The 16,235-nt window shown below is 39.6% G+C and carries 12 protein-coding genes; all 12 read right to left on the reverse strand.

The window, feature by feature from the left end; translation table 11 throughout:
- Positions 1 to 63 precede the first annotated feature (63 nt).
- Complete coding sequence (locus HT722_RS03150) at positions 64 to 897, reverse strand: carbohydrate ABC transporter permease (RefSeq protein ID WP_000730332.1); 834 nt, start codon at positions 895 to 897, stop codon at positions 64 to 66.
- Entirely contained in the window at positions 897 to 1,781 is an 885-nt protein-coding gene (locus HT722_RS03155; protein WP_000237988.1) for an ABC transporter permease subunit, read from the reverse strand. Before HT722_RS03155 ends, HT722_RS03150 begins: the two co-directional genes overlap by 1 nt.
- A gap of 78 nt (positions 1,782 to 1,859) precedes the next feature.
- On the reverse strand, positions 1,860 to 3,197 hold the full coding sequence (locus HT722_RS03160) for a sugar ABC transporter substrate-binding protein (protein WP_173277525.1): 1,338 nt from the start codon (positions 3,195 to 3,197) through the stop codon (positions 1,860 to 1,862).
- Between the two features lie 18 nt (positions 3,198 to 3,215).
- Positions 3,216 to 3,668 carry a YhcH/YjgK/YiaL family protein gene (locus HT722_RS03165; RefSeq protein WP_119942290.1) on the reverse strand — a complete coding sequence of 151 codons (453 nt, stop codon included), beginning with the start codon at positions 3,666 to 3,668 and terminating at the stop codon, positions 3,216 to 3,218.
- A 1,099-nt stretch (positions 3,669 to 4,767) separates the two neighbouring features.
- Positions 4,768 to 5,667 carry an Rpn family recombination-promoting nuclease/putative transposase gene (locus HT722_RS03170; protein WP_173277527.1) on the reverse strand — a complete coding sequence of 300 codons (900 nt, stop codon included), beginning with the start codon at positions 5,665 to 5,667 and terminating at the stop codon, positions 4,768 to 4,770.
- Between the two features lie 998 nt (positions 5,668 to 6,665).
- On the reverse strand, positions 6,666 to 9,953 hold the full coding sequence (locus HT722_RS03175) for a sialidase domain-containing protein (protein WP_173277529.1): 3,288 nt from the start codon (positions 9,951 to 9,953) through the stop codon (positions 6,666 to 6,668).
- Positions 9,907 to 10,122, reverse strand: a complete 216-nt coding sequence (locus HT722_RS03180) for a YSIRK-type signal peptide-containing protein (protein ID WP_345789572.1) — start codon at positions 10,120 to 10,122, stop codon at positions 9,907 to 9,909. The genes HT722_RS03175 and HT722_RS03180 overlap by 47 nt, the downstream gene beginning before the upstream one ends.
- A 243-nt stretch (positions 10,123 to 10,365) precedes the next feature.
- The gene (locus tag HT722_RS03185; RefSeq protein ID WP_173277534.1) at positions 10,366 to 10,593 is read right to left on the reverse strand and encodes a hypothetical protein; all 228 of its coding nucleotides are present in this window, start codon (positions 10,591 to 10,593) and stop codon (positions 10,366 to 10,368) included.
- Between the two features lie 556 nt (positions 10,594 to 11,149).
- Complete coding sequence (locus tag HT722_RS03190) at positions 11,150 to 12,130, reverse strand: acetylxylan esterase (RefSeq protein ID WP_173228811.1); 981 nt, start codon at positions 12,128 to 12,130, stop codon at positions 11,150 to 11,152.
- Between the two features lie 575 nt (positions 12,131 to 12,705).
- Entirely contained in the window at positions 12,706 to 14,721 is a 2,016-nt protein-coding gene (recG, locus tag HT722_RS03195; protein ID WP_173277535.1) for an ATP-dependent DNA helicase RecG, read from the reverse strand.
- Positions 14,722 to 14,739: 18 nt separating this feature from the next.
- The gene (gene alr, locus HT722_RS03200) at positions 14,740 to 15,843 is read right to left on the reverse strand and encodes an alanine racemase (RefSeq protein ID WP_173277537.1); all 1,104 of its coding nucleotides are present in this window, start codon (positions 15,841 to 15,843) and stop codon (positions 14,740 to 14,742) included.
- Positions 15,833 to 16,195, reverse strand: coding sequence for a holo-ACP synthase (acpS, locus tag HT722_RS03205; RefSeq protein WP_240146925.1), 363 nt, complete (start codon positions 16,193 to 16,195; stop codon positions 15,833 to 15,835). The genes alr and acpS overlap by 11 nt, the downstream gene beginning before the upstream one ends.
- Positions 16,196 to 16,235: the final 40 nt, after the last annotated feature.

Raw genomic sequence — 16,235 nt, forward strand, 5'->3', positions numbered from 1 at the left:
AAAGCTGTACTTTGAGCAACCTGCGGCTAGTTTTCTAGTTTGCTCTTTGATTTTCATTGAGTATTACTTCACAGATCCTTCTGATAATCCACTGGCAATCTTATTTTGGATGATAGAGAAGAAAATGATTGATGGAAGAACTACAATAACAGATGCTGCCATCATATCTCCCCAGTCTAGGATTTCTGAACCGTTAAGTGAACGAAGGGCTACTGCTACTGTCATCTTTCCTGTATTGTTAATCAAAATCAAAGCATACAAGAATTCATTCCAAGCATTGATAAATGTATAAATAGCTGTTGCTACAATACCGGGTGCTACAATCGGTAGTACAACTTTATAAAAAGTAACAAATTTATTTGCACCATCAATTCTAGCTGCTTCTTCAATTCCAATTGGAACTGTTTGGAAAAATCCAACTAAGAGCCAAACTGCATATGGAACACTAAAAGATAGATAAACCATCATCAAGCCAAATAAACTATTTGTTAACCCAACTTTAGCAATGGCAATTGAATAGGGAATTGCTAGCAAAATTGGTGGGAAAATGTAGGTAATGACGAGTAGTCTCGACATGATTGCTCCCAATTTAGGGAAGAATCGAACAATACCATAGGCTGCCATAGCAGAAATAATAATCGCAATAACAGTTGTAGCTAAGGCAATGATTAAACTGTTTCGAATGTTATCAATAAAGTGCAAATCATTGATAACATGAGTGAAATAATCTAATGTAAATTGTTCAGGCCAAAATCGTGTTGGATACTGAGTTAATTCCCCTTTACCCTTGACAGAAGATATGATAATCCATACCAATGGGAAAATTGCAACAATGGTCGCACCAATCAAGAGTACATGTGAGAGAATATCTAAATAAATACCGGATTTCTTCTTCATTATTTTCTACCCTCCTTTTCCCACTTACTGATGATAGCAAAGTAGATAAAGCAAATCGCCACCAAGAAGATAAAGAGCAATACTGTAACTGCTGAAGCACGACCCAACAATTTAGTTCCCCAACCCAGGTTGTAAGCAAAAATTGGAAGTGTCGTTGTAGCATTAGCCGGTCCACCACCAGTAATTAGGTAGATAATGTCAAAGTTATTAAAGATCCATACAGTTCTCAAAACAACTAGAAGCCCTACAACCACTTTAATATGTGGAAAGACGATAAATTTGAACACTTGCCAACTTGAAGCACCATCTATCTTAGCAGCCTCAAATTGTTCTTCTGGTACTGTTTGCAAAGCTGAAAGCACATTAACCATAATCATCGGCGCTCCAAACCAAATGTTGATAAACACCAAACATAGGAATGCCCATGTACTATCTGTCAAAAATGCAGGCGTATGTTCCATTAAACCTAATTTTACGATTAGATTCGGTAAGTAGCCATAAACCCCATTTAGAATCCACTGCCAAGAAAAGGCAATAACGATGGTAGGAAATGCCCAAGGAACAATCAATAAGGTCCTATATAATTTCTTGAAGTGGCGTACTCTGTGAAGAGCTAAAGCCAATACAAACCCTACTAAAACTTGACCAACTAATGAGAAAACGGTCCACTTAATTGAATTAAAGAACGCATTAAAGAAGTTGGGATCTGATAGCACAGCTTTATAGTTAGCTAAACCAACAAATTTGTAATTGGGCATAATCAAATGCTTATTGGTAAAGCTATAAAAAATACTCGAGAAAAACGGATAAACAAATAGTAACCCTACGATAATCATAGCTGGCAAAACAAATATCCAGCGAGTTAAATTACGTTCTTTAACCATTCTCCTTCTCCCTTCTTTTACAAGATTGGGCTAGGGCTTTTCAGCTCACTAGCCCACCTATTTTCTAGTCTTTTACACCTACTGAACAGCCTCAAATAAATCGTTTAATTGTTTTTCTGCTTCTTTTGCTGCTTTCATAGGGTCTGTTCCATTTGTAATGATATCTTGGAACATTTGTTCAATAATGTGTTGGTTAGTCAACATACCAGCTTGTACACTTGGCCCATTTTCATAACCAATAGCAGTACCTTTTTTAACAGCTTCAGTAATTACATCTTCAGCATGTTTAAATTTCTTACGAGTTTCATTTTCTTTATAGGCTGCAGAATCGCTAATCCCCTTAATAGTTGGCAACATACCTACTGGAGTTGAATCAAGGAATTTAATGTAGTCTTCTTCACTATAAAGTGATTCTAAGAATGCTTTAGCAACTTCTGGATGTTTTGAATTTTTCCAAACAACCATTGGAATGTTTGAGGTTTCAATTCCTTGGTCCTTATCAGATTCTTTGATTTTTGGAATAGGATAAGCATCAATTGAATCAATCAATTGAGGACTGTTGGCATTGATTCCTCCAATATGGAAGCCAGAGTTAAAGTCAAATGCTGTTTTTCCTTGATAGAACAAGGTAGCTTGTTGAAGGACATTAAAGTTCAAAGAATCTTGAGGTGAAATTTCTTTATACATTTTAACCCAGTATTTAATACCATCTTGAGCAAGTTGACTTGTCAAATCTGCTTTAAGATCTTTTGTCAAGAGACTTCCACCACCACTACGTACGTAGAAGTTCAAGAAACGTGTTGCCATTAAGTCATTTGTTCCGAACGGAACAGACAAGCCATAAACTCCAGCTTCTTTCAATTTTTTAGAAGCTTCATAGAGTTGATCCCAAGTTTTAGGAACCTCAATATTATGTTCTTTTAACAAATCTGTTCTAACCCACATAACTTGTGCATGTGAATAAAGAGGAACAGAGTAGTAATCATCTCCAATTTTTGCTTCATTTAAGGCAGTTTCGTTAAATTTATCCTGTCCAATACGCTTGATAGAATCATTTAGCGGAACTAAAGCATCTGAGTTGACCATTTCCATTACTTGGTTAGGAAGAGCTGTACTAATATCTGGCACATTTCCATTTGCTAAACCTGTAGTCCATTTAGTATAGAAGTCATTCCAAGAGAATGTTTCAATCTTGATTTTCGTTTTTGGATGCTTTTGCATGAAAGCATCTGCTGATTTTTGAATACTTTCTAAACGTGGTCCTTGAGTAAAGGAGTGCCACATTGTAATCTCACCAGATAATTCTGTCGGTGGTTCAGTACTAGTTGTAGTTTCTTTTTTTCCTGAACAAGCCACCAAGGCAACGGCTGCTAGCGCAACTCCAGCTAGACATAAAAACTTTCTCATTTTTTTCATCGTTCTTCCCTTTCTACATTAAGAAATCGCAACTTTAAAGACAACTTTTTTCACAGGTTCATCATTTATACGAACCTTGGGTTGATGTAAATCTTCTGGAAAAGTGATGAGGCATTCGCCAGCTCTCAAATGAACCAACTGTTCCACTTTCCCTGTGTATAATTCAATATCCTTCTCTTCATCATACTCTTGGGTAACGCTTACATTTTCCGGCGACGTAACAGCCATGGCTTCTTCGTTTTCCAAAACTAAATGAATATCCAAATATTTTTGGTGAGTTTCAAAGAAGGCTCCTGCTTGACCGTCTGCTAGATAAGTAAAGCAATTCCCAAACAATCGATCACCATCGATAGCAATCGAACCTTCTGTTAAATTTTCTAGTCCTGTTTTTTCTAGAAAATCTATCAATGTTGCAAAATGTGGATTTACTCCCACATAAGTTTCTAAACGGCTAATTTTTGTAATAATCATCTCTTTTTAACCTCCTTTCTCAATCTATTTTTCCTATCCAAGTTCCCCATTCTTCTGTCTAGCATTTTCTACCAGAAGGACATAAAAACACTACTCTCTAGCCTATACTCTTTGAAAATCTCTTCAAACCACAGTCGCTTCACCTTGGATTATATAGGTCAGTCTTATCTACAACCTCAAAGCGGTGTTTTGAGCAATCTCTACTAGCTGCTAGTTTCTTCTTTGATTTTCATTCAGTATCTCCTCAATCTTCACAAGGAGGTCTGATTTTTCTAGCGACAAACAGAACAAATAAGTTAGTTCAATGAACTACCTTCCTTATAGATGAAATTGATATTCATGAAGGAAGTCGCCCTTTATTTTTTGCAAAAGATACTGGTATGAATCTATTTGGGGAATTGAATTTATAAGCTGCTCACTTATACTCTTCGAAAATCAAATTCAAACTGCGTCAACGTCGCCTTGCCGTACTCAAGTACAGCCTGCGGCTAGTTTCCTAGTTTGCTCTTTGATTTTCATTGAGTATTAGTTTTTCTAAAATAATTCTAATCTATTATTCTAGCACTAGTAGACTCTTTGGCTAAATCTCCTTTCTACATCTCGTTTCACCAAGAACTTTTAAGAGAGAAATACTCTAAATTAGTTTTGTTACCGTTTTCAATTAGAGTATACTTTTTTTTTTTAGCATTTCAAGTCTTTTTCTAATTTGGAATTTAGTTTCAAATCTTTTTAACTATATCAACTACATTAAAAGTACTTTCAAAAATAAGTAGACTCTTGCAAGACTTGTTTCGAGCGGACAAGATAAAAAACAAGAAAGTCAATTTTAGGAGAAAATGAAGTAAATAATCTTGTAATATAACAGTATAATATGAAAACTGAGCAAATTGATTGGCTAATTCAAACCAAGTTCTAATAATGATTTAAGAATTGTAGTGTCCTAATATAGATTCAATGCACTATAAAACGCATAGTATCAAGTTTTTTTAATTACCTGATACTATGCGTGTTTGTGATTTTTAAGATTTTGTGCTTAGAGTTTTTTAATTCCAAGAATGCCATCTTAACCAGATGGTTTTCTTGTCTATTATTGCTGATCTTACAACAACGCCTCAAACTCAGATACTGACATACCCAACTGCTGACTGGCAACCTCGGAAGTCAGAAGTCCTTGGCGAACCATATCCAGAAAGGCAAAAAGTTTTCCACGTTCAAGTCCTTCTGCCCGACCTCTCTCCAACCCTTTTTCTTCAGCTTGTTCCAAGGCATAGTCCTGTGCTAACAAGGCTTGTTCTTCTCGCATACGTAGTTGACTAAACATTTCCCTATCCTCCTCGGACCAGCTCTTGTAGTCCAGCAGTTGGTCTGCCTGACTGATGGCTCGCTCGGGGCGCTGGGTAAAGGGTTTGTTCCCAAAAAACTCCAACCACGGTTTGCGAATGCTATCTTTGCTGGTTTCTCTATACTTTCTTAATTCCAAGAACGCCATCTTGACTAGATGGTTTGCTTGACCATTATTTGTGATGGTTAAGACCTCACCTGTCGTATCCTCGCGCATGCTAAAGATATGAAAAGCTAAGTCATCTTGAAAATAATTACTGTCCACAATGGCAATGGCGTATACTGGTGCGATGTGTTTATAACTCTGGTGTGTATCGCCTTCTCGTTGGCGAATTTTTTCTAGGTTTTGATTGACCTGACTGCACAGGTAAGCCCACAGGCGATTGATGAAAAAATTCTGATGATGAACTTGTATTTCGATAATAACTTGAGTGCCATTATCCAACTCCGCCAAGACGTCTATACTGGTATAGAAATCCTGTGCCGAGTAGGGTAGGGAAGGCAAAACGTGAATATTGCTTCCCTCTAAAATGGTTACATTTTTGGCTGGCAAGTCCAGCATATCGCGAATAAATTGACAAGTGATTTCTGGGTTGCTGAAAATTTTCTTAGCAACCAAGTCATTAGTCGGGCTGATTCCCGGATGACGTAATGTCATATTCTTTCTCCTTTCATTATAGCACATTTTTAATCTAGGTTTGCTAGATTCAATGCTTCTATCTATTTATTCGTAAAAGAAAGACAAAAGAAGCGAGAAACTTCAAAACTATTACCCCTAATCACTTTCAAAGAGATGAATTTTACTCATATTATTTATTAAAGACTATATTTTACAAAAAAGATTACAAAATCAACCATTTTAGAAAATCCTTACCACTTCCTAGACTATTAATTCTAATGTTTTTTTATACTACTAGCTTGCTCGTCAATAGGTCGTAAAGCAAAATCAGTTGATCCATTCCCCGTACTCGTTCACTCTATAGCCGTCTGGTGTTAGCGATACGAAATTTTCCTAAACCTTTTAAATATAAAAACATCTTTTTCCTCACTTTAGTTTCTAATACTTATTTATCCAGATATAATAGCTTACAATCTTTTAAAATCTTCAAATAAGTTATGATTGTTTCATACTCTTCAAACCATATCAACCTTGCCGTGTATATGTTACTGACTTCATCAGTTTCATCTACAACCTCAAAACGGTGTTTTGAGCAGGCTACGGCTAGCTTCCTAATTTGCTCTTTGATTTTTTGAGTATAAGGACATGTTGGATTCTATGTGCTGTATTGTCAACAATACACTCTTCTTCCTGTATATCTACCAACATGATTTACAGAATTTTATTTTACTATAATTTTACCTATATTCCAAGACAGAAATAAAATAATCAAGAACAAAAACGCATATAACCAATAACTAGCTATATGCATTTTAACACTTAAAGCGAACTGTTAAGTTGCGACTAGTGGTATCCAGTCCTAAGTAAGTCGGAAATATACAGTTTATTTACGACTAGCAAGGCATTTACCCGGCAATAAGAGCTCATCTAAATTGACTTTTTCTTAAAGTAGAAATTTCTACGAAAACTATCTAAATAAACTTTTTATCTCTATGACGGACAAAACATGTCTCAGTTATTCATCAACATCCAAGGTTCTAGTAGTTGACCCACTCCCCATTGGAGTTAACTTTATAACCATCTACTATAGTATTAACCGCTAATCTTCCGCTTTCATTGACATAGTACCATTTGTCTCCAACTTGGAACCATTGATTTACCTTCATTGCACCAGATGATTCCTGATAGTACCAATGGTCTCCATCTTTTATCCAACCAGTTGCCATTGAACCGTTAGCATTGAGATAGTACCACACACCACTGGATTCAACCCAGCCAGTAGACATTGCTCCGCTCTCACTCAAATAATACCATTGGTTACCATCTCTGACCCAACCAGTTGCCATTGAGCCGTTAGCATTGAGATAGTACCACACACCACTGGATTCAACCCAGCCAGTAGACATTGCTCCACTCTCACTCAAATAATACCATTGGTTACCATCTCTGACCCAACCAGTTGCCATCGCACCAGTAGAACTCAAGTAGTACCATTTATCCGCTTCCTGATGCCAGCCTTTCACCACTTCACCAGCAGATGTATAAAAATACCACGCACCATTTTCTTGCTTCCAACCAGTCGTTATTGGAACTTTAGTCTCAGTTTTAATAACATCTCCTACATAAGATTGGAGGTAACGAGGAGCAAAAGAAGTAAGAGGAGAGTTTGCTACCATTCTATCTGAAGACCCCAAAGATAATTTATCCTTCTCTGACTTCCTTTCTGTCATCTCCTCAGATACATTTTCTCTTACTGTATTCATGGTCTCGACAGGATTTTCTTTCGCATCTTCAGGAATTCTACTGCCAGCTAGTGTAACTGGTAAATCATGCATACTGTCAATTCTACCGGCCAGTAGACCTGTAATTTCTTGACCTGCATCTTCTTTATTAAAGGTGAAAAGTAGAGTTTTTTGATCTGCTTGGGTCAAGAAGGTAGCTTTGTGTCCATTCGCTAAAGTCAAAGTCGGAATAGAATTTACTAGTACCTCAGAATCAAATTGCATAGCTAAGATACCTTGTTCTGCATCCTCTTCTTCTGTTTCCAATTTACGAACGTCCCTGATAGTTACACTCGTTGGATATACCGGATCTTTTGTTAAAAATTCCCAGTTAAATTTTCTAAATGATAGGGTATAGGCATTCTGTCCTTTTTCAGTATGTTCATACAAGATACCATACTCCCCATTTCCTAATTCTTGGAGCGAATTATAGGCAAACTCTCCTTTTTGAATTGGTCTATGATGTAACCAAGTCAAGTCTCCGTTGTCCTCTACACGAGCCAAATGAGCCATTCCATTCGTCCGTTTAGGTCCCCCTGAATTGGTTAAAATGATGTATTCTTTTCCTTCGTGCATGGTGTGAATAGCAGCCATTTGGACATAAACATCTTTAACCTGATTGTATCTCTTGATTTCCTTGTCCCAAGTTTGCCCACCATCTTTACTTGTGGCAACCTGTAAATCACCCGTTAATCCTCTCATAAAGAGTTTCACATCACCATTATTTAACTGTACAGCAACTGACTCAGTATTTTGGGCAGGACTATTATTCATAGTTGAGGAATGAATTTTCCTTCTGCCTACCGTCCTATCATCATTAACAGCAGCTCCAGCCTGCCATGTTTCTCCATGGTCATCTGAATAAATCAAACGAGAAGACTGGGATCCGCTTAGATGGGAGATAGCATTGGTGGTATAAGTAGGAACTAAGATACGACCCTTGTGCTCTCCTGTTCTAAGCACAATTCCTGTACCTGGACCTGTTCCTAAAAATTTCATCCAATCTTGGCGAATTGATGGTGTAATATCTCTTGGTTGCGACCAAGTTTTCCCATCATCATCACTATAGGAAAGCCATAAATAACTAGTGTAGGCTACACGAAATGGATTTTTAGCAGACTGAGCAAAGTAAATATTCCCAAGAAGCTCTTCTCCTTTATAGAGGTCGCCCTTATCTCTGTAGGCTTCTTCTTTTGGATCCACTACAACGCGATAATCTGTTTTTTGATTATTTGCATCATATACTTCTCCGTTTTCTCGAACAGTATATGCTTGATTTTCCCCTTGTTTATATAGTAATTGATAGTGCTTATCTCCAACTTGTTGATAAGCTTTTTGAGGTTTGTTTGGCATTCCAAATACCGCCCGCCCTTCTGGGAACATATCATAGATTGAAAAAATTCTCTTTGTGGTAGGATCTTGAACCAAGACCATATCGATATTAAGTGGAGATGGTGCCTGTGGATCTTTTGCTTCTGGATTGTCTCGCAGATTGGTCAAGGTTAAGGTTGGCTGCCAAGTAGTTCCCCCATCCTCACTTCTCCTAACGACCATAGCAATATCTCCCCAATCAGAATGGTGGAGACGACGCTGATCTGCTCCTGCTAGTAATGTTCCTTTATCCGTACGTAGCAAAGCTGGAATCCGATAACTCTTAATTCCTTCACTATTTGGCTTATCATTGACACCACTCATAAACAACTCTTGCTTTTCTGTCAAGACTGCCCCTTCAGGAAGTGACGGTTCAATATCTGTTACATCAAATAACTGGCTACGTTTTTTGACTTTCTCTGGAGTTAGAGCACGATTGTATACAGTCAGATTACGAATAGAAAGATTTGAGCCCCACTTCAATTCTCCTGCTCTATTAGTTGCACCTAACTGGAGTTTATCCACATCTGGCATGTCTGCCAGGAATTTTCCTGACTTTTTATTCGTACGAGATAATACACCATTCACATAAAGACGAACCTGACCATTTGGACTATCCTTTCTTGGTCTTTCAACAGTAAAAGTAACCGAATTATACTTGCCTGGTCTAATCTTCAAAGGCGCATCTGTATAACTTCCATAAAATTGACTACCATCAGCTCCACGTCCCTCTATCAAAGCTGTCCCATTATTGATTGCCATTGTAAAGTATTCATTTATTTTAGTTGTACTGGAAGCAGAAAAGAGATTGTAAAAACTAGGACCATCAGCAGCCGGTTTGAACTCCACATGAACAGTTGCATTTTGGAGTCCCTTTACTTTCTCTAATTCATCAGACAAGTCTACTCTTTTTTCGTTTGAATCATTCGTCTCTAAGTCATCTTTTTCTATCACTGTTTCGACATTTTCTAAATCTCGTGCATAGTAATCTCTTGGAATTTTTTCTTCTTGCTTGTCTTCATGTTCTTGCTCATTGCCAGAAAGTTCAGTCTCTGAAACAGACTCTACATGCTCTGCAGGAAGAGTTATATTTTCTCCTTCCTCAGAAGGCTGGCTCTTTTCTGTATCAGTTAGGGTTGAGCTCCCCCCCCCCCCCCGAAAGTTGAGTTTCATTTGCCAGAGGTTGCTCACTTGCCCCTTCTTGAGCTAAAACAGGAGACGTTCCAAATACCACTGCTCCTACCGATAGTTTCCTAATGCTATAACGACACTTACGTTCTTGAACACTCCGATTCATACTGATCCTCTCTATATCTATATCCCGATTTCTGAAATAAGACATTTACTCCAGAAAATACACTTAGTTTGTCTTTTCTTAACTTTCTTTTACTACAGTTCATTTAAATGACAAAAATGAACTAAACAAACTATCTCAAATCGGTGTCAATTTTCCCCTCTCCTTTCTCCAATCAGACTCCTGCCAATCTAGTTTATCTACCAGGACACCGCTGCAATTAAACTAAAATATCTCTTTATAAGCAAATTATTGGACATCAGCTTATGCTATTTACATCATACTTTCTGCTCAATCCTTATCGAACACTTTTTCAAATAGCTTTTCGTAGGCATAAATACTTATAGAAATAATGGGAAATATAATCAAGCTTACAATCAGAATCTTATCCAACTTAAAGGGGACAATCTCAAATAAGTGAAGAAATAAATCAATCAGAAAACTATCGAAAAAAACTGTCAAAAGTAGTTCAACTTGTCTTTTTCTCTGCTTTTTTGTCTTGAATGCCTTAAATATCATATTATTCCCCTTTTCTAAGCTTCAATCCCTTCTCTCTATCTGTCATTTCGCATAGCTACTACTATTTTTACAGCAATCTATCTTTAAATATACATAAAGATAAGATTCTATCACTTTTTATAAGTGTTAGCAAATTTATTATACCTCATTTTTAAAACGCTTTCAATGCAGTGTGGTATAATAGATTTTAGTTTCAAGAAACTCTTTTATATAATAATCTCCTTGAAAGTAGTTTCAGCTGAACATTTATAGTTCATAAAAAGAAAACAGAGACTCATCTGTTTTTTATACTCAATGAAGATCAAAGACCAAGCTAGCCGCAGGCCGCTCAAAACACTGTTTTGAGGTTGTAGATAAGACTGACAAAGTCAGCTCAAAACACCGTTTTGAGGTGGCAGATAGAACTGACGAAGTCAGTAACATATATATACGACAAGGCGAAGCTGACGTGGTTTGAAGAGATTTTCTAAGAGTATGAATTTCAAAGTATATATGAACTAGAATATTTGCTGACTAGACTCTATACAAAAAGAGAGCTACTAGGCTCTCTCATTCATCACTTCACATACTTAAAAGGAATTTCACTACCACAAAGCCAGTTGTAGACTTGGTCATTGACAAATACATTCATGGCTTCGTGGGCATACTCAGGCATGATGCGATAGGCTTTATCGCAGGTCAGACGGTTGTAAATCGCAAACTGGGTAATAGGATAGCAAACATCATCGTCCAAGCCCGTAATCATCTTAACCTCACCCTTGATACGATGGGCAAGATTTTTCACATCGATATAGGCCAGGGTCGCCATGATTTCCTCCTCTGTTTCATGGAAGGGGTCGTGAAACTTGAAATAACGGAAAAGTTCGTCGTAAGCTTCGCTAGTATTACCAATCTCAAGCACTCGTCTGAAGTCTGACAAGAAGGGATAGATGGCAACTGTTTTCTGAATTCGAGGATTGAGCGCTGCTGCAACCAAGGCCAAAGCCCCTCCTTGCGAGGCACCATAGCTGGAAAGTCGCTTCTCATCTACCTGAGGCAGACTAGCAATAATTTCAACCAACTGGTAAATATCCAGATAAACATCCTTATAAAAGAGGTGATCCCGACTCTCCACAGCACCACGGATGATATGCCCCTTAACCGTATTTCCTAGAGGAGAACACAAGCCGTCTTGCGAGTAACCTGACTGGCCCCGCACATCCATGGAGACAACACCGTAACCAGCCACGGTGAAGGCTAGCATGTCGGCCCAGTCCCAGCCACGTCCCATATAACCATGGAAATGGAAGATTAGCGGAACCTTCTCCTCACTCTTTGGAAGAACGACGCGTGCATAGACCTTGCCTCCATTGGTTCCTTCAAAGGTTAATTCATAGCACTTGACTTGAGGAATGTGGAAATCTCTTTCCTCCAACTGATAGGTTGGAAGCGTGGAAACTTTTTTCACTTCCTCATCCCAGAAAGCATCAAAGTCTTCTGGAACCTCGTCCCTTCCTAAATAGGTCTTGATTTCTTCTAATAAAGCTGGATTTTTCATAGCATACTCCTTTTGTTTTGTAATCGTTACCACAACTGTAGCATATCTAGGGAAGCAATGCAAGAAAGAAGGGTAAATAGAAAGTGAATTTAGATTCTTTACTTTTAGGATGATGGGCTGAAAGTAGTTTTAGAAACGAAAAAAGAGCATTTCGCTCTCTCTTCTGTTTATACTAGTTTTTTGCTTCCTTCTTTTGGAAAGTAGTTTGGTAATTTACTTTAATCGTTACTGTCATGTGAGAGTCCTCGTTTCTTTTTGATGACTCTAGTATAAGGGTCAAACCTGAAAGCTAGCTTAAGTTTTCCTTAGAGAAAGCTTAAGCTAAATGTTCTTTCTTCTCCAAATGAAAAGCTATCATGCGCCACTCTGGCTCCTCTTGCCAAGCTTCTGTGTAACGAAAAAAGAGCATTTCGCTCTCTCTTCTGTTTATACTAGTTTGTTGCTTCCTTCTTTTGGAAAGTGGTTTGGTAATTTACTTTAATCGTTACTGTCATCTGAGAGTCCTCGTTTCTTTTTGATGACTCTATTATAAGGGGCAAACCTGAAAGCTAGCTTAAGATTTCCTTAGAGAAAGCTTAATCTAAATGTTCTTTCTTCTCCAAATGAAGTGCAATCATGCGCCATTCTGGATCCTTTTGCCAGCCTTCAATAGAACTAATGTAACTAGCAACTTTTCTGGCTTCTTCTAAAATCGGAAAATCTTCGATAATATCAGCCACTTGAAATTCTGGAAGTCCTGACTGTCTGGTTCCAAAAATCTCACCAGAACCACGCATTTTCAAATCTTCCTCCGCAAGGACAAATCCATTAGTGGTTTCTGTCATGATGCGCATGCGGTCTTTCCCAGAATCCGTCTTGGGATTGGCAACGAGAACTGCATAAGACTGCTTATCTCCCCGACCCACACGACCTCTAAGCTGGTGAAGCTGGCTGAGACCGAAGCGATCGGCATCCATGATAATCATGACAGTCGCATTGGGAACATTAACCCCAACCTCGATAACCGTTGTCGAAACCAGAATATCCGTTTTTTGCTCTTTGAACTCCTGCATAATCTGGTCTTTTTCATCACTCTTCATCTTACCATGTAGAAGAGCCACCTCTGCCTTGCCTGCAAAATGAGCTGTCAACTCTTCTGATAAGGCAATAGCATTTTTCAAATCCAGAGCTTCAGATTCTTCAATCAAGGGAGAGATGACGTAGGCTTGGGAACCTTTTTGGATTTCCCCCTCTAACCAAGTCAAGACCTGAGGTAGTTGCTCATGCTTGATCCAGCGTGTCACAATAGGTTTCCGTCCTGCTGGCATCTGGTCAATAATGGAAACATCCATATCTCCAAATGCTGTGATAGCCAAGGTTCGTGGAATGGGAGTCGCCGTCATCATGAGAACGTCAGGATTGTCCCCTTTTTCTCTCAGAATGCGCCTTTGCCCTACACCAAAGCGGTGCTGCTCATCGATAATGATCAAGCCAAGACGAGCATAATCTACTCCATCCTGAATCAGAGCGTGGGTTCCGATAATCAAATCAGCCTCACCCTTGGCAATGGTCTCCAAGATTTCTCTTTTTTCTGCAGCTTTCAAGGAACCTGTCAAAAGAGCTAGTTTCAAGTCTGGAAAGAGGTTCCGTAAACTCTCAAAGTGTTGCTCTGCAAGGATTTCTGTTGGTACCATTAGGGCTGATTGGTAGCCAGCCGTCACTGCCGCAAACATAGCCAAGCCAGCGACTACCGTTTTTCCGCTCCCCACATCTCCTTGTAGGAGACGATTCATGTGGTGGTCGGACTTCATGTCGATCAAAATTTCCTGCAAACTTTTTTCTTGAGCTGGGGTCAAGGCAAAAGGAAGGCTTTCCTTGACTGCTGTCACTTTTTTCTGAGACCAATTCAGAACCAGACCGCTTCCCTGAACTCTATTTTCAGACTTGAGCGTCTGCAACTGCATTTGGAAATAAAAGAGTTCCTCAAACTTGATACGGCGAAGAGCCTGCTTGTATTCTGCCAAATCCTTAGGAAAATGCATAGCTCGGACTGCCTGACAACGGGACATGAGTTTGTATTTGTCCAGAAAGGACTGGGGCAGATTTTCCTCAATCAAGAGGTCCAGTCCCTGATCAAAGGCTGTCTTAATAACCTTGATCAGACTGGCTTGACTGATTCCCTGAGCCAAGCGATAAACAGGTTGGAGGTCATCTTCCACCTGAGCTAGGACCTTCATCCCAGTCAGACTAGCCTTGGCGCGGTCCCATTTTCCAAAGACAGCAAGAGTTGCTCCCAACTCTATCTTATCAGCTAGATAAGGCTGGTTAAAGAAATTCACCGCAAAAACAACTTCTCCCTGCTTGAGGCTAAAGCGCAGACGATTGCGCTTGAAACCATAATACTGAACACTGGCAGGAGTCACGACTTGACCAGATAGGACTGCCTTCTCCCCGTCTTCCAGCTCCAGCACTTGCTTGGTCTTAAAGTCTTCATAACGGAAAGGAAAGTAGAGCAAGAGGTCTTGCAAGTTTTCCATTCCTAGTTTGGCGTATTTTTCTGCTGACTTTGGTCCCACACCAGGTAAGACATGCAAGGGTTGATGTAGATTCATGCTCCACTCCTTTCTTTTCTAATCATACTCTCTCGGAATACGGTCGCTGAGAAGACAAACCACCTCATAGTTAATAGTCCCACGGTAGGTCGCTACCTGAGTAGCTGTAATTTCCTTGTCCCCGTTAGAACCAATTAAGGTTACCTTTGTTCCTAAGGGATAAAGCTTAGGTAGACGAATGGTAATTTGGTCCATAGAAACCCGCCCGACTATTGGGCAAGCTTGGCCATCTACCAAGACAGAGAAATCCTGCATGTCTCGTGTCCAACCATCCGCATAGCCAATTGGCACGGTCGCGATGGCTTGCTCGCTATCCGCCTGATAGGTCGCTCCATAGCCCATGCAAGCTCCAGCTGGAACTGTCTTGACATGGACCAGAGCAGACTCCAAGGTCAAGGCCGGAATCAAGTCATAGGGTAAGTCCAAAACCTCTCCGCTAGGGTTAAGACCATACATGGCATCTCCCATACGGACTGCATTGAAAATAGTCTCTGCATGCCAAAGAGTCGTTGCCGAATTGCTGGCATGGATCAGCTCTGGAAGACCTTTCATACTAGCCAAAATAGATTTAAACCGTTCCAACTGCTCATTAAAATAGTCATCTGATTCCTCATCAGCAGTCGCAAAGTGGGTAAAAATCCCTTCAACACGAGCACCATGTTGTTGGAGCAAGTCTTGAGCCTGCTCAGCCTCACGACCCTCTCTAAAACCAATCCGTCCCATTCCTGAGTCAATCTTAAGGTGGACTGTCAATCCAGTTAGGTCCGCTTCCTTATCTAAGAGTGCTTGAATCCACTCCAGTCCAGCCACAGTCAAGGTGATATCGTATTCTTTAGCAAGAGAAACAGCTTCGATTTCAGAAACTCCTAAAATGAGGATTTTCTTCCTGATTCCAGCTTGTCTAAGTTCAATGGCTTCATCGATATTGGAAACGCAAAATCCATCTACATCATCTTGAATCGCCTTGGCAACGGCAACAGCTCCATGACCATAGGCATTGGCCTTGACCACAGCCCACTTGAGCGTTCCTTGAGGGATATGAGCCCCCATTTGCTGAATATTTTGTCGAATAGCTCCCAGATGAATCAAAGCCTTGGTTGGTCTATGCGGACTAGCTTTCATGATTTTCCTCCAAAATGACACTGGCTGTCACAAACTGATCGGTGTGGCTGATAGACAGCCAAATCTTCCCTGAAAATGGTGCCTGACTAAAATAAGGCGCCCCGCGTTCATTGCTTAAGACTTCCAAATCCTGAAAACCGAGTTTTCCAATACCCGTTCCCATAGCCTTGGAAAAGGCCTCCTTAGCCGACCAGCGACCAGCCAAATATTCGATTTGTCTGCGCCCTTTAAGACTGTTAAATCGTTCCATTTCCTTAGCGGTCAGCACGCGCTTAGCAAAGCCTTCATGTCGTGTAACTGCGCTTTCTATCGAAGCCAATTCTTCGATGTCAATTCCATGTCCAACTATCATTTTCATCAAAAGGAGTTGAGATTCCCCAACTCCATCCTTT

The organism is Streptococcus sp. 53, from assembly GCF_013276565.1.
Classification (GTDB): Bacteria; Bacillota; Bacilli; order Lactobacillales; family Streptococcaceae; genus Streptococcus.